General features: G+C 71.6%; 17 protein-coding genes and 2 rRNA genes (1 of these 19 running past the window's edge). 15 read left to right on the top strand and 4 right to left on the bottom strand.

Translation table 11 applies throughout. From position 1 onward, the window contains the following. The first annotated feature begins 249 nt into the window (after positions 1–249). The 15 genes from O7625_RS21725 (at position 250) to O7625_RS21655 (ending at position 16,165) form a co-directional block, all read left to right on the top strand. Complete coding sequence (locus O7625_RS21725; RefSeq protein ID WP_282341036.1) at positions 250–1,608, top strand: aminotransferase class I/II-fold pyridoxal phosphate-dependent enzyme; 1,359 nt, start codon at positions 250–252, stop codon at positions 1,606–1,608. After that, complete coding sequence (locus tag O7625_RS21720; protein ID WP_282341034.1) at positions 1,605–2,777, top strand: MFS transporter; 1,173 nt, start codon at positions 1,605–1,607, stop codon at positions 2,775–2,777. The genes O7625_RS21725 and O7625_RS21720 overlap by 4 nt, the downstream gene beginning before the upstream one ends. Beyond that, positions 2,774–3,733, top strand: coding sequence for a sulfotransferase (locus O7625_RS21715; protein ID WP_282341032.1), 960 nt, complete (start codon positions 2,774–2,776; stop codon positions 3,731–3,733). The genes O7625_RS21720 and O7625_RS21715 overlap by 4 nt, the downstream gene beginning before the upstream one ends. Before the next feature lie 5 nt (positions 3,734–3,738). Further along, on the top strand, positions 3,739–4,566 hold the full coding sequence (locus tag O7625_RS21710) for an SDR family oxidoreductase (RefSeq protein WP_282341030.1): 828 nt from the start codon (positions 3,739–3,741) through the stop codon (positions 4,564–4,566). A 54-nt stretch (positions 4,567–4,620) separates the two neighbouring features. Beyond that, a complete protein-coding gene (locus tag O7625_RS21705; protein ID WP_282341028.1) occupies positions 4,621–5,460 on the top strand; it encodes a class I SAM-dependent methyltransferase in 840 nt (279 codons plus the stop codon). Between the two features lie 71 nt (positions 5,461–5,531). After that, on the top strand, positions 5,532–6,407 hold the full coding sequence (locus O7625_RS21700; protein WP_067312704.1) for a family 3 encapsulin nanocompartment shell protein: 876 nt from the start codon (positions 5,532–5,534) through the stop codon (positions 6,405–6,407). Positions 6,408–6,419: 12 nt separating this feature from the next. After that, the gene (locus O7625_RS21695) at positions 6,420–7,721 is read left to right on the top strand and encodes an FAD-dependent oxidoreductase (protein ID WP_282341023.1); all 1,302 of its coding nucleotides are present in this window, start codon (positions 6,420–6,422) and stop codon (positions 7,719–7,721) included. Then, positions 7,718–8,425 carry an aspartate/glutamate racemase family protein gene (locus O7625_RS21690; protein ID WP_282341021.1) on the top strand — a complete coding sequence of 236 codons (708 nt, stop codon included), beginning with the start codon at positions 7,718–7,720 and terminating at the stop codon, positions 8,423–8,425. Before O7625_RS21695 ends, O7625_RS21690 begins: the two co-directional genes overlap by 4 nt. Positions 8,426–9,076: 651 nt before the next feature. Beyond that, a complete protein-coding gene (lanKC, locus tag O7625_RS21685) occupies positions 9,077–11,716 on the top strand; it encodes a class III lanthionine synthetase LanKC (protein WP_282341018.1) in 2,640 nt (879 codons plus the stop codon). 70 nt (positions 11,717–11,786) lie between these two features. Continuing rightward, positions 11,787–11,906 carry a SapB/AmfS family lanthipeptide gene (locus O7625_RS21680; protein WP_067312695.1) on the top strand — a complete coding sequence of 40 codons (120 nt, stop codon included), beginning with the start codon at positions 11,787–11,789 and terminating at the stop codon, positions 11,904–11,906. Positions 11,907–11,996: 90 nt separating this feature from the next. Next, positions 11,997–12,116 carry a SapB/AmfS family lanthipeptide gene (locus O7625_RS21675; RefSeq protein ID WP_067312693.1) on the top strand — a complete coding sequence of 40 codons (120 nt, stop codon included), beginning with the start codon at positions 11,997–11,999 and terminating at the stop codon, positions 12,114–12,116. Between the two features lie 74 nt (positions 12,117–12,190). Next, complete coding sequence (locus tag O7625_RS21670) at positions 12,191–12,310, top strand: SapB/AmfS family lanthipeptide (RefSeq protein WP_067312693.1); 120 nt, start codon at positions 12,191–12,193, stop codon at positions 12,308–12,310. 74 nt (positions 12,311–12,384) lie between these two features. Next, positions 12,385–12,504 carry a SapB/AmfS family lanthipeptide gene (locus tag O7625_RS21665; protein ID WP_067312693.1) on the top strand — a complete coding sequence of 40 codons (120 nt, stop codon included), beginning with the start codon at positions 12,385–12,387 and terminating at the stop codon, positions 12,502–12,504. A gap of 71 nt (positions 12,505–12,575) precedes the next feature. Continuing rightward, positions 12,576–14,243, top strand: coding sequence for an ABC transporter ATP-binding protein (locus tag O7625_RS21660; protein ID WP_282341017.1), 1,668 nt, complete (start codon positions 12,576–12,578; stop codon positions 14,241–14,243). Beyond that, on the top strand, positions 14,240–16,165 hold the full coding sequence (locus O7625_RS21655) for an ABC transporter ATP-binding protein (RefSeq protein WP_282341016.1): 1,926 nt from the start codon (positions 14,240–14,242) through the stop codon (positions 16,163–16,165). The genes O7625_RS21660 and O7625_RS21655 overlap by 4 nt, the downstream gene beginning before the upstream one ends. Here O7625_RS21655 and O7625_RS21650 read toward each other — a convergent pair. The 4 genes from O7625_RS21650 to O7625_RS21635 form a co-directional block, all read right to left on the bottom strand. Next, complete coding sequence (locus O7625_RS21650; RefSeq protein WP_282341015.1) at positions 16,095–16,970, bottom strand: response regulator transcription factor; 876 nt, start codon at positions 16,968–16,970, stop codon at positions 16,095–16,097. The genes O7625_RS21655 and O7625_RS21650 overlap by 71 nt on opposite strands. Before the next feature lie 110 nt (positions 16,971–17,080). Next, complete coding sequence (locus O7625_RS21645; RefSeq protein ID WP_282341014.1) at positions 17,081–17,665, bottom strand: response regulator transcription factor; 585 nt, start codon at positions 17,663–17,665, stop codon at positions 17,081–17,083. A gap of 416 nt (positions 17,666–18,081) precedes the next feature. Then, positions 18,082–18,198, bottom strand: a 5S ribosomal RNA gene (gene rrf, locus O7625_RS21640). 111 nt (positions 18,199–18,309) lie between these two features. Continuing rightward, a 23S ribosomal RNA gene (locus tag O7625_RS21635) occupies positions 18,310–20,785 on the bottom strand (it continues 637 nt past the right edge of the window).

Genomic DNA, 20,785 nt, shown 5'->3' with positions numbered 1-20,785 from the left:
CTGTGTGCGATGACGACCACGGCCGACTCTCCTCAACGGATGCTAAGTCGGGGCACGACACCGGACGGATGGTTGACGGCCCGCATCCCGACGGCAATCATGTTGTTCACTGGATTCCCGGCCCGCGCAAATGTCGGATCTGGTGGTTGTTTCGGCGTTTTCGATGCGGTTGCCCGCCGGGTGGAAAACCCGCGCGCATTTCCTATCGGCTATGTCGGAAAACCGCCGCAGACAGTCAGGAGCACACCGGTGAACGGGAACGACGAAGCTCCCGCGTCAACCCGACCCGAAGCCGGGTCGCACGGCGTTGAGCTGCACCAACAGCTCGCCATCCGGGGCGGGGCACCGGTCCGGCGCAGCCCCTGGCCGACCTACGACAAGGGCGCCGTACACGTCTGCCGGGAGGACGAGGAAGCGGCGATCCGGGCAATCCGCAGTCACCTCTACTTCCGCTACGACCACCGTAACGAGTCGGAAACGGAGTGCGGGCAGTTCGAGGCCGAATTGTGCCGCTACTTCGGCACCCGGCACGCACTCGCGGTATCCAGTGGCACCGCCGCGCTCGCGCTGGCCATCATGGGTGCCGCCGTTCCCCCCGGCGCATTGGTGGCCTGCCCCGGATTCACCTTCGTGGCCACCCCCAGCGCCATTGTGCTGGCCGGGTGCCGACCATTCCTGGTCGAGGTCGACGACGACCTGCGGATGGATCTGGACGACCTGCGCCGCCGCTGGCGACCGGAGATCAAGGCGATCCTGGTGGTGCACATGCGCGGCTTCGCCGCCGACGTGGCGGCGCTGGCCGCGTTCGCCGCCGAGATGGGCGTCCCGCTGATCGAGGACGCGGTGCCCGCCCTCGGCGCCGAGCTGGACGGTCGCAAGCTCGGCACGTTCGGCGTGGCGGGGGCGTTCAGCACCCAGTCCGACAAGGCGCTCAACTGCGGCGAGGGCGGCTTCCTGGTCACCGACGACAGCACCCTGTTCGGCCGGGCGGTGGCGCTCTCCGGGGCGTACGAGGGGCGGCTACGGCGGCACTTCCCGGGCACCGAGCCACCCGTCGACGGGTTGACACTGCCCCTGCTCAGCCTGCGGATGGACGAGATCCGGGCCGCCCTGCTGCGCGCCGAGCTGACCCGGCTGCCGCAGCGGCTGGCCCTGTTCCACCGCAACTACGCGCAGGTCAGCGGCGCGCTGGCCGACCTGCCGGGGATCGCCGTCCGCAACCCGGTCGCGCCCGGGGCGTACCTCGGCGAGGCGTTCGTGTTCCGGGTGCCCGGCGGCGACGCGGGGTGGTTCGCCCGCGCGCTGCGGGCCGAGGGCATCGATGCCCGCAACATCGGCGCGGACGACGACCTCAACGTCCGCGCCTTCTGGAACTGGCGGTTCATGTACGACGACACCGACCCGGCGCGGATCCGCGCCACCCTGCCGCGCACCGCCCGGCTGCTCGCCGAGACGGTCGACGTGCCGCTGTCGTCCAGTCTGACCCCCGACGACTGCGACCAGCTGATCCGCGCCGTCCGCAAGGTGGCCGCCGCGCTGCCCCCCGCTCCGGCGGGGTCGGGGTCGTCCATCCCGGAGCCCGTCGGGGTGGAGCCGGTGCGCGCATGACCGCCACCCCCACCCGGGACACCGCCGTCCCCCGGCTGGCGATGGTGGGCATCTTCGGTGGTCTCTTCGCCGGCTACCTGGGGCTCACCGCCGTCATCCCGGTGCTGCCGGCGTTCCTGCGCGACCGGCACGACGCCGGGGACTTCGCCGTCGGCCTGGTGGTCACCGTCACCGCGGTGACCGCGCTGCTGGTCCGGCCGGTGGCCGGCGCGCTGGCCGACCGGCACGGCCACCGCACGGTGATGCTGGCCGGGGCGCTGGTCGTCGCCGCCGGGGGTCTGCTCTACCTGCTGCCGTTGAGCGTGCCCGCGCTGGTCGCGGTGCGGCTGCTGCTCGGCGCGGGCGAGGCCGCCCTGTTCACCGCCGGTGCGGTGTGGACGGTGGCGCTCGCCCCGCACCACCGGCGCGGCCAGCTCATCGGCCTCTACGGGGTGAGCATGTGGGGCGGCATCTCCGCCGGCACGTTCCTCGGCGCCACCCTGCAACAGGTGTCGTTCACGGCGGTCTGGGCACTCAGCGCCGCCGCGCCGCTGGTCGCCGCCGGGCTGATCGCCATGGTGCCGACGCCGCCCCGGACCGCCCCGACCGGCGGCGGTGGGTTGCTGCTGCGGCCGGCGCTGCTGCCCGGGATCGCGCTGACCTTCGGCGCGGCCGGTTACGCCGGGCTCGCCGCGTTCGTGGTGCTGCACCTGGACACCCGCGACATCGGCCACGGGGTGGTGGTGCTGAGCTGCTTCAGCGCCGTCTACGCCGGCACCCGGCTGGTCATCGGCCACCTGCCCGACCGGCTCGGCCCGCGTCGGGTGGCCGCCTGGTGCGGGGTGGGCGAGGCGGTCGGGCTGGCCGTCATCGCGGTCGCCCCCAACCTGGCGGTCGCCGTCGTCGGCAGCGTGGTCATGGGGGTCGGCTTCTCGCTGCTGCACCCGTCGCTGGCGTTGATGGTGATGAACCGGACGGACCCGGCGCGGCAGGGCGCGGCGATCGGCGCGTACACCTCGTTCTGGGATCTGGGGCTCGCGGTGTGGGGGCCGGTCACCGGCCTGGTCGCCGCCGGCTTCGGCTATCCGGCGGTGTTCACCGTCGGCGCGGCCTGCGCGCTGCTCGCCGCCGTGCTCGCGGTACGGATCGGCCGCCCGGCCGCCGCGCCGACGGAGGTGCCGGCCGGATGAGCACACCGTTGACCGTCCTCTGCGTCACCGGCTGGTGCCGCAACGGCAGCACCATCATCGGCAACGTCCTCAACGAGGTGCCCGGCTTCTTCCACGTCGGTGAGCTGCACTTCCTGTGGAAGAACGCCACCGGCCGGGGGGTCAACGACCGGTGCGGCTGCGGCGAGGCGCTGACCGGCTGCCCGATCTGGTCGTCGGTGCTGCCGATCGGCCGCCCCGAGGGCATGTCGCCCGACGCGCACGCCGAGACGGTGATCCGCCGGCAGTGGAGCCGGGTGCGGACCCGGCACACCTGGCGGGTGCTGCGGCGCGGCCTGTACGACGACGAGATCCGGGCACACGCCGACCTGATGGGCCGGGTCTACCGGGGCATCGCCGAGCGCACCGGCGCGCGGGTGATCGTGGACACCACGAAGATCCCCGGTGAGGCCGCGCTGCTGTCCCACCTGCCCGGCATCCGGCCGTACTACGTGCACCTGGTCCGCGACCCCCGGGCGGTGGCGCACTCGTGGCGGGAGCCGAAGCAGTACGTCTACGCGATGTCCGCCGCCCGGAGCACCGCCTACTGGCACGGCTTCAACCTGGCGTCCGCCGCGATCACCCGCCGGCACCCGGACCGGTCGGTGTTCCTGCGCTACGAGGAGTTCGCCGCCGACCCGACCGGCACCGTCGACGCGCTGCTGCGGCTCTGCGGCGCCGACCCGGCCGGCAACCCGGTGCACGAACGCACCGTGCAACTGCACCCCAACCACACGGTCACCGGCAACCCGGACCGGTTCCGCACCGGGCCGACCGTGATCCGGGACTCCGACGACGGCTGGCGGCGCACCCTGTCACCCCGCCGCCGGCTGGCCGCCACCGCGCTGGCCTGGCCACTGTTCGGCCGCTACGGCTACCGGTCCACGACCGGTCCCGCCGCGGCACGGGTCGGCACTGCACCGGACAACGGGAGGTAACAGGCGTGGATCTCGGGCTCAAGGGGCGGGTGGCCCTGGTCGCGGGGGGTTCCAGCGGCATCGGGCTGGCCTGTGCGAAGGAGTTCTCCGCCGAGGGCGCCCAGGTGGCGATCTGTGGTCGTGACCCGGAGCGGCTGGCCGCCGCCGAACGGGAGCTGGCGCAGGTGGCGACCGGTCGGGTCAGCGCCACCAGCGTCGACCTGACCGACCCTGACGCGGCCCGCCGCTGGGTCGACGCGGTCGCCGCCGAGCTGGGCGGGGTGCACGTGCTGGTGGCCGGCGGCGGCAGTCCCCCGGTCGGCACCGCCACCGGCTTCGACGTCGCCGACTACCGGGCCGCCGTGGACCGGGTGCTGCTGCCGGCGGTGGCGCTGGCCACGGCCGCGCTGCCGCACCTGCGGGCCGCCGGGTGGGGTCGGCTGCTCTTCGTCGCCTCCGAGACCGCCTGCGTGCCGATCGGGCCGCTGGTGCTGTCCGGGGTGACCCGGGCGGCGCTGGTCCGCTTCGCCCAGGGCCTCGCCGTGGACGTCGGCCGGGACGGCATCACCGTCAACGTGCTGGCCCCGGGCGGGGTGCGGACCCCACCGATGGAACGCGCCGCGGCCCGACTCGCCACCGACGGCGACGTCGAGGCCCGGCTGCGGGCGATGGGGCACCACAGCGCGCTGGGCCGGCTGGCCCGGCCGGACGAGGTGGCCGCCGTGGCCGCCTTCCTGGCCAGCGAGCGGGCCTCGTTCGTCACCGCCGGGGTGCACCTGATCGACGGCGGGGCCGCGGCGACCGGTCCGGACCTGCCCCACCTGACCGGGGTCCGCAAGGACACCTACGCCTGACCCCCGCCCGGCCGCGCCGGCCCGACGCCCGCCCCCGCACGAAGGAGTGCCCGCATGTCCACGACCAGCCAGTTCACCGAACGGGACGTCTCCGAGTTCTTCGACCAGACCACCCAGACGTACCTCAGCTTCTGGGACAGCGAGGGGGTGCTGCACACCGGCTACTTCGCCGGCCCGGACGACACCGACTACCCGGCGGCGGCCGACCGGACCTCCGATCTGCTCGCCACCGAGGCCGGCATCGACGCCTCGGCCACGGTGCTGGACGTCGGCTGCGGCTGCGGCAACTTCCTGCTGCGGCTGGCCGAGCGCACCGGGTGCCGGGGGGAGGGGGTGGACCTGAGCATCGAGCGGGTCCGCTTCGCGCTGGGCAAGCTCACCGAGCGCGGCGACGGGTTGCCGGTCGCCTTCCGGCACGGCTCGGCCACCGCGCTGCCGTACGACGACGGCGGCTTCAGCCACGTGGTCAGCCAGGACGCGCTGTTCCTGGTGCCGGACAAGGCGCGCAGCCACGCGGAGATGTACCGGGTGCTCGCCCCCGGCGGGACGCTGGCCGTCACCGACTTCCTGCAACCCGTCGCCGAGATCGGCGAGGCGGCCCGCCGGCACGTCTACGACCGGGTCCGGTGGAGCAGCGGCTACTCCCTCGACGGCTACCGGGAGGCGTTGACGGCGGCCGGGTTCGAGGTGACCGTCGCGCGCAGCCTGGACACGCACATCAGGCAGACGTACCGGGTGCTGGGCGAGACCGCCCGGCAGCGGGCCGCCGCCACCGACGACGAGGCCGCCCGGCAGTGGATCCTCGGCTTCGCCGCCTCCTGTGACGAGATCCAGGCCGCGATCGACCGGGGCGAGTTCGGTTGGGGGATGTTCGTCGCCCGCAAGCCGGCCTGACCGTGCCCGCCGACGCGCACCCGCGCCGGCCCGCCCCGCACACCAGCACAGCCCAGGAGGGGAAGTAAGTCATGCAGCGCACCGACACCGTCAAACGGACGATCGCCGAGGTCGTCGCCGAACGCCGGACCCAGATGTCGCCCGGCGGCATGTTCGTCGAGGCGTTCGGCCGGGACGGGTTCGACACCGCCGTCGACTACGACGTCACCATCACCGACTCGCTGACCAGTTCCCGGCGCAAGCCCCGCTACCCGTCGCGGAACATGCTCAAGGTGGTGGACCTGTCCCGGGAGCCGCAGGAGTTCTACTGGCACGAGAGCCCACCGCGCCCCGGCGACCCGACGGTGGACGGCGCGGACCTGCGCCGGGAGGCCGCCAACCACTTCCACCGCTCCCCCATCCCGGAGCTGCTGACCACCCGGGCCTGGGTGCAGGTGCCCGACGAGCTGTGGCACGACCCGGTGGGTTTCGCCCAGTTCATCGACTACCGTCTGGTGGTGCGGCTGGCCACCGCCGAGAACCACACCATCCTGCGCGGCGAGGGCGGGCTGCTGAACATGCCGCAGCTCGGCCGGCTCACCGACCCGGCGCCGTTCGCCTCGACCATCCTGGCCGCCTGCAACGAGGTGGAGCAGATGGGCAGCACCGCCGACGGGCTGATCATCAACCCGGCGGACTACTACCGGCTGCTCGGCGAGGGCCACCTGCTGCGCGACGTGGAGGACAACGGCGTCTTCATCGTCCGGACCCGGCTGGTCGATCCGGGCACCGCGATCGTCGGCGACTTCGGCCACGGCGCGGTGCTGTTCGACGCCGGCCGGTCGACGATCAGGTTCGCCGAGCCACCGCCGGGGACCTTCGCCGAGCCGGGTCGGGCGCTGTGCGCCGAGATCTGGGAGCGGGTCGTGGTCAACCTGCCCACCTGCTTCTTCGTCGTCACCCTGTAGCCGGGGGACGACGTGGCGACGACGCCCGCGCCGGGCGACGTACCCGGGCGCGACGATCCTGACGTGCTGGTCGTCGGCGCGGGCGTGGCCGGGCTGTTCTGCGCCTGGTTCCTGCGGCGGGCCGGGCTGACGGTGACCGTGGTGGACCGGGGCGGGGTCGGTGACCCGGCCGCCTGCTCGTCGGGGAACACCGGCTTCGTCGGCACCCAGGGCGCCGCGCCGCTGGCCGAACCCGGCGTGCCGGCCAAGGGGCTGCGCTGGCTGCTCGACCCGGAGAGCCCGTTCCACGTCCGGCCCCGGCTCGACCGGGAGCTGCTGACCTGGTTGTGGCACTTCCGCCGGCACTGCACCGAGCGGCAGGCCCGTGCCGGGTTCGAGGTGCTGCTCGACCTCAAGCAGCGCAGCCTGGCCATCCTGCGGGAGGTCTGCGCCCACGACGAGCTGGCCGGCACCCTCACCGCCCGCGGCATGGTGCTGGCCTGCAAGACCCCCGAGGGGTACGCGCAGGCGCGGGCGACGCTGCCGGCGGCGGTGGCCCGCGGGGTGCCGCTGCGGGTGCTGGACCGGGCGGAGCTGGCCCGGCTGACGCCGGGGGTGGAGTTCGCCGTCGCCGGGGCGCTGCTCAACGAGGAGGGGGCGGCCCTGCGCATCCCGGCGTTCCTGCTGGCCTTCGCCCGGCTGTTGCGCGCCGCGGGGGTGGAGATCCTCACCGACACCGAGGTGAAGGGTTTCCACACCGTCGACCGGCAGGTCCGCACGGTCCGCACCAGCCGGGGTGACCTGCGTCCCGGTGAGGTGGTGCTCGCCGCCGGGGTGTGGTCGGCGGCCTGCGCCCGCCAGCTCGGCGTCGGCCTGCCGCTGCAACCCGCCAAGGGGTACGCGGTGACCGTCGACGCCGGTCCGACCACCCCCACACTGCCGGTGCTGCTCAACGAGGGGAAGGTGGCGATCATGCCGTTGGGGGACCGGGTCCGGCTCGCCGGCACCCTGGAGCTGACCGGGCTGGACACCACCGTGTCCCCGCGCCGGGTGGCGGGGATCCTGCGGACCGTGCGGTCGTACCTGCCGGCGATGGACACCGACGGTCAGGTGCAGGTGTGGACCGGGCTGCGGCCGTGCACCCCGGACAGCCTGCCGTTGATCGGCCGGCTCGGGTCGTACCGCAACGTCAGCGTCGCCACCGGGCACGGGCACATCGGGATGGGGCTGGCTCCGGCCGGGGGCCGGCTGCTCGCCCAGCTCGTCACCGGCACGCCCCCGGACGTGCCGACGGCGACCTTCGCGGTGGACCGGCACCGGCGGGGGCACCGGTGAGCGCCCCGGCGGTCGGGGTGCTCTGCCTCCAGACCAGCTTCGACAAGATCCCGGGGCACATCCGCAACCCGGCCACCTTCGACTTCCCGGTGGTCTACCGGGTCGTCGAGGGGGCCACCCCGCAGCGGCTGGTCCGCGAGGCCGACCCGACCCTGCTGGAACCGTTCGTCTCCGCCGCCCGGGACCTCCAGGCCGCCGGGGTGGCCGCGATCACCGGGGCGTGCGGCTTCCTGGTGCTGTTCCAGGCCGAGCTGGCCGCCGCCGTGGACGTGCCGCTGCACTCGTCGAGCCTGCTCCAGCTGCCGATGGTGCACCGGATGCTCGGTCCGGGCCGGACAGTCGGCGTGCTGACCGCCGACGCGGCGGCGCTGACCCCCCGGCACCTGGCCGCGATCGGGGCGCAGGACGTGCCGATCCGGGTGGCCGGGATGGCGGACGCCCAGGAGTTCCGCGAGGTGATGCTGGAGGGCCGACGCGACGCCCTGGACGTGGACCGGCTGGCCGCCGAGGTGCTGGAGCGGGCGGCCTCGCTGGCCGGGCCGGACCTGGGCGCGCTGGTCATCGAGTGCACCGACCTGGTGCCGTTCGCGCACCTGGTGCAGGCCCGGCTCGGGGTGCCGGTCTACGACATCGTCACGCTCACCACCATGGTGCACTCCGGGCTGGCCCGCCGCCCGTACACCGCCGCCACCGGCGACCGGTAACCGCACCGCCCGTCCCGCCGGTCGGCGGGGTCCTGACCGGACCCTGCCGGCCGGCGTTTCGTCGTGCGCGGGCAGGCCCGTCCCGCCGGCCGCACCCCGACCGCCCGGCGCACCCGGCACCCGGACAGACCTCCTGATCACCGGGGCCGGGGCACACTGCTGACCCACCCGGCCCCACCACCTCGCCCCACTCAGCGAGGCGGGTCGGTGACCAAGAGGTTTACGTCAGCAATCCGGCACGGGACTGACGCAAACCTCATGATCACCAGCGTCCGACACACCACCTCACCCCACCTGGGCGCGATGCGGGTTGGTGACCAAGAGGTTCAGGTCACCAACCCGCCGCGAGGTTGACGCAAACCTCTTGATCACCGAGGGGGACGCGCGTCGGGGTTGCCCTGGGGAGGGGAGTGGGCAGGGGGAGAGAGGCAGGGGGCTCGGTGGGTCTGGGCCGGGCAGCGTCCGTGCGCGAACCCGCAGGTGATGCCGTATTCACGATTTCAAACTCCGCTATTGTCACGAGTTTCCGGCCGGAATCTCACCCTGGGTCGATGACGCATCACACTGTGCCCCGCTGTCCCCCGATTGCAGGATTGACCCGAACCGAACAGGGGACGACACGAACCGATCAGGGGACGGGAGGCAGCCGAGATGGACGAACGGTACGACTCGTACTGCGCGGTCGATCCGCTCTTCTACGACTCGTTGTCCAGCGCGAGCGCCACCGCCACCGGCATCGGCTACGCCGCGGACCGCCCGCAGCCCGCAGGCTGGGAATCCGAGGTCAAGGACGACTGGCTGATCCACGCCCCGGTCGGCGGCACCCTGCCGGCCCAGGGTTGGAAGATCCACGTGTCGGCCCGGCTGGACAACGCCGAGCGGGTGCTGACCCGGGTGATGGACTACTGCCAGCCGCGCGGCATCCCGTTCAAGCACCTGCGCGGCCCCCGGATGCTGCTGATGCGCAACAGCAAGTACGCCCGCCGGGGCGGCAGCGGCAAGTTCGTCACCGTCTACCCGCGGGACGACGCCGAGCTGGAGCTGGCCGCCAAGGAGCTGGCGGCGCTGCTGCACGGTGAGCAGGGGCCGTACATCCTGAGCGACCTGCGCTACGGCGACGGGCCGGTCTACCTGCGCTACGGCGGTTTCGCCGCCCGCTACTGCCTGTCGGCCGAGGGCCAGGTGGTACCGGCCATCGAGGACGCCACCGGCACCCTGGTGCCGGACCGCCGCGACCCGGTGTTCCACCTGCCCGACTGGGTCACCCTGCCGGACTTCCTCGCCCCGCACCTGGCCGCCCGCAACGCCGCCAGCACCACCGAACTGCCCTACCGGATCGAGAAGGTCATCCACTTCTCCAACGGCGGCGGCCTCTACCAGGCCCAGGACACCCGCACCGGGGACCGGGTGGTGTTGAAGGAGGCCCGCCCGTACGCCGGTCTCGACGCCACCGGCGCGGACGCGGTGACCCGGCTGCGCCGGGAGGCCACCGTGCTGCGCCAGCTCGCCGACGTGCCGCACCTGGTGCGGGTGCACGACGAGTTCAGCTTCGGCGGCCACGAGTTCCTCGCCCTGGCCTACGTCGAGGGCGACCCGCTCAACAAGGTCGTCGTGCAGCGCTACCCGCTGGTGCACCCCGACGCCGACCGGGCCGAATACACCCGCTGGGCGCTGGACGTGCACCGGCAGGTCGCCGAGGCCGTCGAGGCCATCCACGCGCACGGCATCGTCTACGGCGACCTGCACATGTTCAACATCATGGTCGGCGACGACGGCGCGGTCACCCTGATCGACTTCGAGGTCGCCGCGCCGGCCGCCGAGGCGGGCCGACCGGCCCTGCGCAACCAGGCGTTCGCCGCGCCCCGCGACCGGGTGGGTTTCGCCGTCGACCGGTACGCCCTGGCCTGCCTGCGCCTGGCCCTGTTCCTGCCGCTGACCGCGATGCTGCGGCTGGCCCCGGAGAAGGCGGCGCACCTGGCCGACCTGGTGGCCGAGAACTTCCCGGTCGACCGGGCGGTGCTCGACCAGACCGTCGCGGTGATCGTCGGCGACCCGCCGACCGCCACCGCACCGACCGCCACCACGCCGCCAGCCACCGCACCGACCGCCACCGGCCCGGCAGCGCGCTCCGTCGCGGAGACGCCGCTGACCCCCGACGTGGTACGGGTCGACCCGGCGGACGACTGGCCCGGTCTGCGCGACCGGCTGGTCCGGGCGATCACCGCCAGCGCCACCCCGCACCGCGACGATCGGCTCTTCCCCGGCGACATCCGCCAGTTCAGCGGCACCGACGGCGGGCTGAACCTCGCCCACGGCGCGGCCGGGGTGCTCTGGGCGTTGCACACCGCCGGCGCCCCCGTCGACCCCCGGCACGTCGACTGGCTGGTCGACCGGGTCCGGGAACCCGCCTCCGGCAGCCGGCTCGGCTTCTACGACGGGCTACACGGGGTGGCGTATGTGCTGCACCTGCTCGGACGCCGCGACGAGGCCCGCCGGCTGCTCGACCGCTGTCTCGACGAACCGTGGACGGACCTCGGCAACGACCTGATGGGCGGCCTGGCCGGCGTCGGGCTCAACCTCGACCACTTCGCCGCGGTGACCGGCGAGTCCCGCTACGCCACCGCGGCCCGGCGGGCCGTCGAGCTGGTCGTCGAACGACTCGGCGACGTCGACTCGGTGGGCGAGATCAGCGGCGGCCGGCACCCGTACGCGGGACTGATGCGCGGCGGTGCCGGGGTGGCCCTGCTGCTGCTGCGCCGGCACGAGCGGGAACCCGACGAGCGGTTGCTCGACCACGCCGCCACCGCGCTGCGCCAGGACCTGCGCCGGTGTGTCCGCCGCGAGGAGGGACACCTGGAGGTCAACGAGGGCTGGCGGACCATGCCGTACCTCGCCGAGGGCAGCGTCGGGGTGGGGCTGGTGCTCGACCAGTACCTGCGCCACCGGCCCGACGAGACCCTCCGCGAGCAGGCCGACGCGATCCGCCGCTGCGCCGACTTCCCGTTCTACGCCCAGTCCGGTCTGTTCGCCGGCCGCGCCGGCATCGTGGCCTACCTGGCCGGTCGGGGCGAGGACGAGGCGGCCCACGCCCAGGCGCGACTGCTCGGCTGGCACGCCCTGCCGTACGCCGGTGGCACCGCCTTCCCCGGCGACCAGCTGCTGCGGCTCTCCATGGACCTGGCCACCGGCACCGCCGGCGTGCTGGCCGGCGTGGCCGCCACCCGGCCCACCGATCCGGTCCGGCTGCCGCTGCTGACCCGCCGGCACGACGGCACCACCCCGGCCGACTGACGGCCCACCCGCTCCCCGGGGGTCACCCCGGGGTCCACCCGACCCGACGAGCCACGGAAGGAGGAAAGACATGGCCCTGCTCGACCTTCAGGGGATGGAGCTGCCGGCCGCCGGACGTACCGGCGGTGGGAGCCAGGCGAGTCTGCTGCTCTGCGGCGACAGCTCGCTGAGCGTCACGACCTGCAACTGAGGTGACGGTCGTCGACCACGACGGCCGACCGACCTCACCGTCAGGCACCTCCGTAAACAGGAATCCACATCGACAGAAAGAGGTAAGACCATGGCTCTGCTCGACCTCCAGGCGATGGAACTCCCGGCCACCGAGCGCACCGGCGGCGGCAGCCAGGCCAGCCTGCTGCTCTGCGGCGACAGCTCGCTGAGCGTCACCACCTGCAACTGAGTCGCGGTCGTCGACCGACGGCCCGACCGAGTTGACCACCAGGAACGTCCTATTCGAGAGAAAGAGGTAAGACCATGGCTCTGCTCGACCTCCAGGCGATGGAACTCCCGGCCACCGAGCGCACCGGCGGCGGCAGCCAGGCCAGCCTGCTGCTCTGCGGCGACAGCTCGCTGAGCGTCACCACCTGCAACTGAGTCGCGGTCGTCGACCGACGGCCCGACCGAGTTGACCACCAGGAACGTCCTATTCGAGAGAAAGAGGTAAGACCATGGCTCTGCTCGACCTCCAGGCGATGGAACTCCCGGCCACCGAGCGCACCGGCGGCGGCAGCCAGGCCAGCCTGCTGCTCTGCGGCGACAGCTCGCTGAGCGTCACCACCTGCAACTGATCGACCGGTATCGCATGGCCCCGGACCGGCACCCGCCGGTCCGGGGCCGCGCGGCGTAGGAGGGAGGTGCGATGACGCCGGCTGACCGGCTCCTGCTGCGCGCCGTTCGCGCCGCCGGCTGGTGGACCCCGACGCTGACCGTGGCCACCGTGGCCGCGACGGCGGCCGAACTGGCCCTGCCGGCGGTCCTGGGGCGGGCCGTGGACGCCGCCGTCGGCACCGCCCCGCAGTCCTCCCCCGGCCGCTGGCTGGCCGCCGTGACCGCACTGATCGCCCTCCTGGTCGTCGCCGGCGTGCTCCGCGACTACGGCACCGGCGCGGCCACCGCCCGCTCGGTGGCCCACCTCCGGCACACCCTGGTCCGGCACCTGTTCGCCCTCGACCCGCGCGCCGCCGCCCGCCGCCCGGTGGGTGACCTCGCCGGCCGGGTGGTGGGGCAGGTCGCCGACGCCGGACAGGCCGCACCGACGGTCGTGACGGCCGCCACCGTGGCGCTGCCGCCGGTAGGCAGCCTGGTGGCGCTCACCCTGATCGACCCGTGGCTCGGCGGCACCTTCGTGCTGGGCCTGCTGCTGCTCGCCCTGCTGCTGCGCGGCTTCGTCGCCGACGCCTCCGCCGCCGTCGCCGGCTACCAGCAGGCCCAGGGGGACCTCGCCGGCCGGCTGGTGGAGACCCTGGCCGGGGCGCGCACCATCGCCGCCGCCGGCACCGCCGAGCGGGAGGTCGACCGGGTGTTGACCCCCCTCGCCGCGCTGCACCGGCACGGCGCGCGGACCTGGACGGTGCTCGCCGGGGCGGCGACCCGGGGTGCGGTGCTCAATCCGCTGCTCCAGGTCGCGATCGTCGCCGTCGGCGGGCTGTCGCTGACCGCCGGCCGGTTGACGCCCGGGGAGCTGCTGGCCGCCATCCAGTACGCCGCCCTCGGTGCCGGCCTCGGCACCGTGGTCGCCGCCCTGAACACCGCCGTCCGGGTCCGCGCCGGCTGCCGTCGGGCCGCCGACGTGCTCGCCGAACCCGCCCGGCCGTACGGCACCCGTCCCCTGCCGCCCGGACCGGGCACCCTGGAACTGCGCGGGGTGACCGTGCGTGACGCCGACGGCCGGCCCCTGCTCGACCGGGTGGACCTGGCGGTGCCCGGCGGCACCCTGCTGGTCGTCGTGGGCGCGTCGGGGGCCGGCAAGTCGCTGCTCGCCGCCGTGGCCGGCCGGCTGCGCGACCCGGACGACGGAACCGTGCTCCTGGACGGGGTGCCGCTGCCGGAGCTGAGCCCGGCCGCCCTGCACACCGCCGTGGGTTACGGATTCGAACGACCGGTGCTGGTCGGCGACACGGTCGGCGCCGCCGTCGGGGTGGGCGCGGACCCGGTGCCGCTGGCCAGGGCCGCGGCCATCCACGACTTCGTCGAACGGCTGCCCGACCGGTACGGCACCCCGCTGGCCGAGGTCGCCATGTCCGGCGGTGAACGACAGCGGCTCGGGTTGGCCCGCGCGCTGCGCGCCGGACGACTGCTGATCCTCGACGACGCCACGTCCAGCCTGGACACCGCCACCGAGTACCAGGTGACCCGGGCGTTGACCGGTCCCGGTGACCGGCGTACCCGGGTGGTGGTCAGTCACCGGCTCGGCATGGCCGCCCGCGCCGACCTGGTGGCGTGGGTCGCCGACGGGCGGATCCGCGCGGTCGGCCCGCACCCGGCGCTCTGGGCCGACCCCGACTACCGGGAGGTGTTCCGGTCGTGACCACGGTGACCGGCATGACCCGCGCCGCGCTGCGGGACCGGCGGGCGCAGCTGTGGCGGCTGGCCGGCTGGTCGGCTGCCGAGGTGCTGCCGGCGGCCCTGTCCGGGCTGCTGACCGCACACGCCGTCGACAGCGGTTTCCTGGCCGGTCGACCGGGGGTCGGGCTGGCCTGGCTGGCCCTGCTCGGGCTCGCGGTGCTGGTCGGCGCGGCCGGCACCCACCGGTCGTACGCGCTGCTCGGCGAGGTGGTGGAGCCGTTCCGCGACGACCTGCTGCGCCGGGTGGTACGCGGCGCGGTGGCCGGCGCGGCCGGCGGTCGGGCCGACGACGCGGCGGTGGCCCGGCTGACCCACCAGGTGGAGCTGGTCCGGGACACCTACGCCGGGCTGCTGATGGTGGTGCGCGGTTTCCTGTTCGCCTTCGGCGCCGCCGTGCTCGGCCTGCTCTCGCTGGCCGCGCCGGTGGCCCTGGTGGTGGCGGTGCCGGTGCTGGCCGGCCTCGGCCTGTTCGCGGTGGCGCTGCCGGTGATGGTGGCCCGGCAGCGGGAGTACGTGCTCTCCGACGAGCGGCTCGGCCGGGCCGTGGTGACCGCGGTAACCGGTCACCGCGACGTCACCGCCAGCGGCGCGCGGGACCGGGTGACCGACTGGGTCGGGGCGTCCGTCGACGCGCAGGCCCGGGTGGAGCGACGGCTGGCCACCATGGCCGCCACCCGCGGCCTGACCCTCGCGCTGGGGGGCTGGCTGCCGGTGCCGGCGCTGCTGCTGGCCACGCCGTGGCTGGTCCGTCAGGGGCTGGGGCCGGGTGCGGTGCTCGGCGCCCTGGTCTACGTGACGCGGGGGGTGCAGCCGGCCCTGCACAGTCTGGTCCAGGGGGTCGCCGCCGGTGGTCTGCGGTTCGCCGTCACCCTCGACCGGCTCCTGAAGGCCGCCGCGTCGTTCGACGGCACCACCGACCGGCCGGGACCGCCGCCCGCCCCCTCCGCATCCCCCGGTGCGGCCGTCGCCTGCGGGTCGGCCAGCTGCGGGTCGGCCGGTGGGGACGCCGCCTGCCCGGGCGCCGGCGGGACCGTCGGCTGCGGGTCGACCGGGTCGCTGGCACCGCCCACGGCACCGCGGGCCGGGTCGGCGTTGTCGCTGCGTGCGGTGACCTTCCGGTACGGTCCACACGCCGATCCGGTGCTCGACCACCTCGACCTCGAGGTGCCCGCCGGAGACCACCTGGTGATCGTGGGGGCCAGCGGGATCGGCAAGTCGACACTGGCGGGCCTGGTCGCCGGGGTGCTGCACCCGCAGTCCGGCACCGTCCACGTCGGCGGCTCGCCGGTGGCCGGGGCCACCCCGCGCCAGCTCGCCGACCGGCGGGTGCTCATCCCGCAGGAGGCGTACGTCTTCACCGGCACGCTCCGGGAGAACATCGACTATCTGGTCCCCGGACTGCCGGACGACGCGATGGACCGGGCGGCGGCCCGGCTGGGCCTCACCGGCCTGCTCGCCCGCCTCGGCGGCTACGACGCGCTGCTACGCCCGGCCGACCTGTCCGCGGGGGAACGCCAGCAGTTGGCGCTCCTGCGGGCCTGGCTCTCCCCCGCCGCACTGGTCATCCTCGACGAGGCGACCTGTCACCTCGATCCGGCGACCGAGGCTCGGCTGGAGGGTGCCTTCGCCGCCCGGCCCGGCACCCTCGTGGTGATCGCCCACCGGGTCAGCTCGGCGTTGCGCGCCCGGCGGGTACTGCTGCTCGATGGGCGGGCCGCGCTGCTGGACACCCATCAGGGACTACTTGCCCGGTCCCCGGCCTACCGCGCGCTGGTCGGCTACGGCGACCAGGGGACCACGCTGCCGGAGGCGGTCACAACCAACCCGACTCGCGGGCGATCCGCACCGCTTCCCAGCGGGTCCGCGCCCCGGTCTTCGCCATGATCCGGGACAGGTGGTTGCGTACCGTTCCGGCCGACAGCACCAACCGTTCGGCGATTTCCTGGACCGGATGCCCCTCGGCCACCACGTCGAGCACCTCCCGTTCCCGGTTGGTCAACGGGCTGTCGGCGACCTCCAAAGCCGCGACCACCAGGTCGGGGTCGAGGACGACCCGCCCCTCCGCGAGCTGACGGACCCCGTCGACGATCCGACCGGGCGGCACCTCCCGGCTCAGGAAGCCGATCCGGTGGCCGTGCTCGGCGAGCAGCGGCCCCAGCCGACCGGCACGTCGCTGCTCCACCAGGACCAGCAGCGCCCCCACCGGTGGGCCGGCGGGCCGGGACGGCGACCCGGTGCCGGCACGTGCGGTGACAGCCGGGTCGGTGCCCGGCTCCTCTTGGGCGGTCGGGTCGGTGCCCGGCTCCCGGGCGATCGGATCGGTGCCCGGCTCCCGGGCGATCGGATCGGTGCCCGGCTCCCGGGCGGTCGGATCGGTGCCCGACTCCTCCCGGGCGGTCGGGACGACGGCCCGCCTCTTCCCTGCGGCCGGGGCGGTGCCGGACTCCACCCGGGCGTCCAGCGAGGATTCGGCGGTGGGCTCGGCGGTAGCCAGGCGGACCAGTTCCGCCACGGTCAGCATGTCGAACTCGACCACGGCGACGTCGGGACGTTCGGCCCGGACAGCCGCCCTCAGCCGACGCGGACTGTCCACCTCGCCCACGATCTCGATGTCGTGTTCGGCGGAGAGCACCTGCGCGAGCGCCCCGCGGAGCAATCCGCCCTGGAGAGCGAGCAGCGTGCGAACCATAAGCGACTCCCGACATAAACCCCGTGTTGACGAAATGTGTGCGCTCGATGACGCACGGTTGGGAATCTTATTGACTTCGTAACGTGTTTGACACCCCTTCCCACCGGTATTCAGATCCAGCCGGCGTCCTGCGCCCGCTGGACAGCCTCCCACCGGTTACGGGCGCCGGTCTTGCGCAACACCGCGGACAGGTGGTTTCGCACCGTGCCGGGGGCGAGGTGCAGCTCGCCGGCGATCTCCTTTGTCGACAGGCCTCGGGCCGCAGCGGCGGTCACCTCGCGCTCCCGCTCGTTCAACGGATTGACCGCGGCGTCGAGCGCGGCCAACGCGGTCACCGGATCGATCGCCCGTCGCCCCTCGGCGACCAGCCGTAACTGGTCCAGCAATTCCTGGGGCGGCACATCCTTGGCGATGACTCCACGCACCCGCGCCCCTAGCGCCCGGCGCAGTACCCGGGCGGTTCGTCGGGAGGTCAGCACCACCACCGCGCACTCCGGTAGCCGCGCGTGCAGCTGCTCGGTCAGGGTCGCGGGGTCGTCGATCGCGTCCAGGTCGACCAGGACCACGTGCGGACGCCGGGTGATCACACCCTCGGCGAGGTGGCGGTCGGGGTCGCTCTCCCCGGCCAGCTCGAAGCCGGGGGTCGCGGCCAGCACCGCCGCCAACGCGGTACGCAACAGACCGGGCGGCCCCACCACCACTACCCGAATAGTCGGTGGACATGAGTTCGATTCCGGTTTTGCTGATCGGCCAGCATCCGAATCCGGTGACAGCTGTTTCCGGCTCGTCAGTTCTTCCACTCATGACATTTTCCCAACGGGGAGCCAAATAAGCCACAACTGTCAGAATGACGACGGACCGGAGTCGCAAAAATGGATGAAGCCCGTCAGGAGTGGAGTATGCAGTAAGTCCCCGTTTTCCGGGACGCGCGATCTCGGCCCGGCCACCCCGTCGGCATCGACCAGGCAGGAGCAAGGGTCGACTCCCGCGAAAGGAGCACAACGCACAATACCCATCCCCTGTCCGGGGATGGGTATTTCACGATGGCGTCACCTACGACGCTACGCAGTCGAGGGCCGACCCGGATGGGGCGGCCCTCGACTGAAAGATTGTCCGGCGGTGTCCTACTCTCCCACACCCTCCCGAGTGCAGTACCATCGGCGCTGGAGGGCTTAGCTTCCGGGTTCGGAATGTAACCGGGCGTTTCCCCTCCGCCATGACCGCCGTAACCTTATGAACATATCAAACAACACACACACCCACACCCGTGACCACTCACCCGGTGTGGGGGGTTGTCTGGTATTTGTTCAGAGTTGCACAGTGGACGCGTAGCAGCTTCGTAGTCAAGTCCTCGGCCTATTAGTACCGGTCAACTGAACCCGTTACCGAGCTTACATTTCCGGCCTATCAACCCAGTCGTCTAGCTGGGGGCCTTACCCCACCAAAGGTGGATGGGATACCTCATCTTGAAGCAGGCTTCCCGCTTAGATGCTTTCAGCGGTTATCCCTTCCGAACGTAGCTAACCAGCCGTGCCCCTGGCGGGACAACTGGCACACCAGAGGTTCGTCCGTCCCGGTCCTCTCGTACTAGGGACAGCCCTTCTCAAGTATCCTACGCGCACGGCGGATAGGGACCGAACTGTCTCACGACGTTCTAAACCCAGCTCGCGTACCGCTTTAATGGGCGAACAGCCCAACCCTTGGGACCTGCTACAGCCCCAGGATGCGACGAGCCGACATCGAGGTGCCAAACCATCCCGTCGATATGGACTCTTGGGGAAGATCAGCCTGTTATCCCCGGGGTACCTTTTATCCGTTGAGCGACACCGCTTCCACACGCAAGTGCCGGATCACTAGTCCCGACTTTCGTCCCTGCTCGACCTGTCAGTCTCACAGTCAAGCTCCCTTGTGTACTTGCACTCAACACCTGATTGCCAACCAGGCTGAGGGAACCTTTGGGCGCCTCCGTTACCCTTTAGGAGGCAACCGCCCCAGTTAAACTACCCACCAGACACTGTCCCTGAACCGGATAACGGTCCGAAGTTAGATACCCAAATCAACCAGAGTGGTATTTCAAGATTGCCTCCACCCATACTGGCGTACAGGTTTCACCGGCTCCCACCTATCCTACACAAGCCCATTCAGATACCAATGTCAAGCTATAGTAAAGGTCCCGGGGTCTTTCCGTCCTGCCGCGCGTAACGAGCATCTTTACTCGTACTGCAATTTCGCCGGGCCTGTGGTTGAGACAGTGGGGAAGTCGTTACGCCATTCGTGCAGGTCGGAACTTACCCGACAAGGAATTTCGCTACCTTAGGATGGTTATAGTTACCACCGCCGTTTACTGGCGCTTAAGTTCTCCGCCTCGCCCCCAAAGGAGCTAACAGGTCCCCTTAACGTTCCAGCACCGGGCAGGCGTCAGTCCATATACATCGAATTACTTCTTCGCATGGACCTGTGTTTTTAGTAAACAGTCGCTTCCCCCTGCTCTCTGCGGCCATACAACGCTCCACCCGCACGGGGCTTCACGTCTCCGGCCCCCCTTCTCCCTAAGTTACGGGGGCAATTTGCCGAGTTCCTTAACCACAGTTCGCCCGATCGCCTCGGTATTCTCTACCTGACCACCTGTGTCGGTTTGGGGTACGGGCCGCTAAGAACTCGCTAGAGGCTTTTCTCGGCAGCATAGGATCACTGACTTCACCTGAATCGGCTCGGCATCACGTCTCAGCCCTGTGTACCGCGGATTTGCCTACGGCACGGCCTACACGCTTACCCCGGCACAACCACCGGCCGGGCTCAGCTACCTTCCTGCGTCACCCCATCGCTTGACTACTACCCACCAGGTTCCTGCGCTCACCATTCTTGGTCCGAAGACCGCCAACAGCTCGGACAGTTAGCACAACAGGGTTCATCACGGGCGCTCTTTCGCGGGTACGGGAATATCAACCCGTTGTCCATCGACTACGCCTCTCGGCCTCGCCTTAGGTCCCGACTCACCCAGGGCGGATTAGCCTGGCCCTGGAACCCTTGGTCATCCGGCGGAAGGGTTTCTCACCCTTCTTTCGCTACTCATGCCTGCATTCTCACTCGTGCCGCGTCCACAACTAGGTCACCCCGCTGCTTCACCCCCGGCACGACGCTCCCCTACCCACCCACACACCTGCACCAGACACCAAAATGCCTGACGAAGTATCATGTGAGTGCCACAGCTTCGGCGGTGTGCTTGAGCCCCGCTACATTGTCGGCGCGGAACCACTTGACCAGTGAGCTATTACGCACTCTTTAAAGGATGGCTGCTTCTAAGCCAACCTCCTGGTTGTCTATGCGACCCCACATCCTTTTCCACTTAGCACACGCTTAGGGGCCTTAGCTGGTGATCTGGGCTGTTTCCCTCTCGACTACGAAGCTTATCCCCCGCAGTCTCACTGCCGCGCTCTCACTTACCGGCATTCGGAGTTTGGCTGATTTCGGTAAGCTTGTAGGCCCCCTAGACCATCCAGTGCTCTACCTCCGGCAAGAAACACACGACGCTGCACCTAAATGCATTTCGGGGAGAACCAGCTATCACGGAGTTTGATTGGCCTTTCACCCCTAACCACAGATCATCCCCCAACTTTTCAACGTTGGTGGGTTCGGCCCTCCACGCGGTCTTACCCGCGCTTCAGCCTGCCCATGGCTAGATCACTCCGCTTCGGGTCTAGAACATGCGACTACAACGCCCTCTTCAGACTCGCTTTCGCTACGGCTACCCCACACGGGTTAACCTCGCCACATGCCACTAACTCGCAGGCTCATTCTTCAAAAGGCACGCCGTC

Origin of the sequence: Micromonospora sp. WMMD714, from assembly GCF_029581315.1 — a bacterium.
GTDB classification, from domain to species: domain Bacteria; phylum Actinomycetota; class Actinomycetes; order Mycobacteriales; family Micromonosporaceae; genus Micromonospora; species Micromonospora rifamycinica.
This window is presented reverse-complemented; position numbering and strand designations above follow the sequence as displayed.

Coding starts and splice junctions, on each gene's coding strand:
- O7625_RS21720 (WP_282341034.1), top strand. CDS start 1,605: ATGACCGCCACCCCCACCCGGGACACCGCCGTCCCCCGGCTGGCGATG.
- O7625_RS21700 (WP_067312704.1), top strand. CDS start 5,532: ATGCAGCGCACCGACACCGTCAAACGGACGATCGCCGAGGTCGTCGCC.
- O7625_RS21665 (WP_067312693.1), top strand. CDS start 12,385: ATGGCTCTGCTCGACCTCCAGGCGATGGAACTCCCGGCCACCGAGCGC.
- O7625_RS21675 (WP_067312693.1), top strand. CDS start 11,997: ATGGCTCTGCTCGACCTCCAGGCGATGGAACTCCCGGCCACCGAGCGC.
- O7625_RS21650 (WP_282341015.1), bottom strand. CDS start 16,970: ATGGTTCGCACGCTGCTCGCTCTCCAGGGCGGATTGCTCCGCGGGGCG.
- O7625_RS21715 (WP_282341032.1), top strand. CDS start 2,774: ATGAGCACACCGTTGACCGTCCTCTGCGTCACCGGCTGGTGCCGCAAC.
- O7625_RS21680 (WP_067312695.1), top strand. CDS start 11,787: ATGGCCCTGCTCGACCTTCAGGGGATGGAGCTGCCGGCCGCCGGACGT.
- O7625_RS21670 (WP_067312693.1), top strand. CDS start 12,191: ATGGCTCTGCTCGACCTCCAGGCGATGGAACTCCCGGCCACCGAGCGC.
- O7625_RS21705 (WP_282341028.1), top strand. CDS start 4,621: ATGTCCACGACCAGCCAGTTCACCGAACGGGACGTCTCCGAGTTCTTC.
- O7625_RS21660 (WP_282341017.1), top strand. CDS start 12,576: ATGACGCCGGCTGACCGGCTCCTGCTGCGCGCCGTTCGCGCCGCCGGC.
- lanKC (WP_282341018.1), top strand. CDS start 9,077: ATGGACGAACGGTACGACTCGTACTGCGCGGTCGATCCGCTCTTCTAC.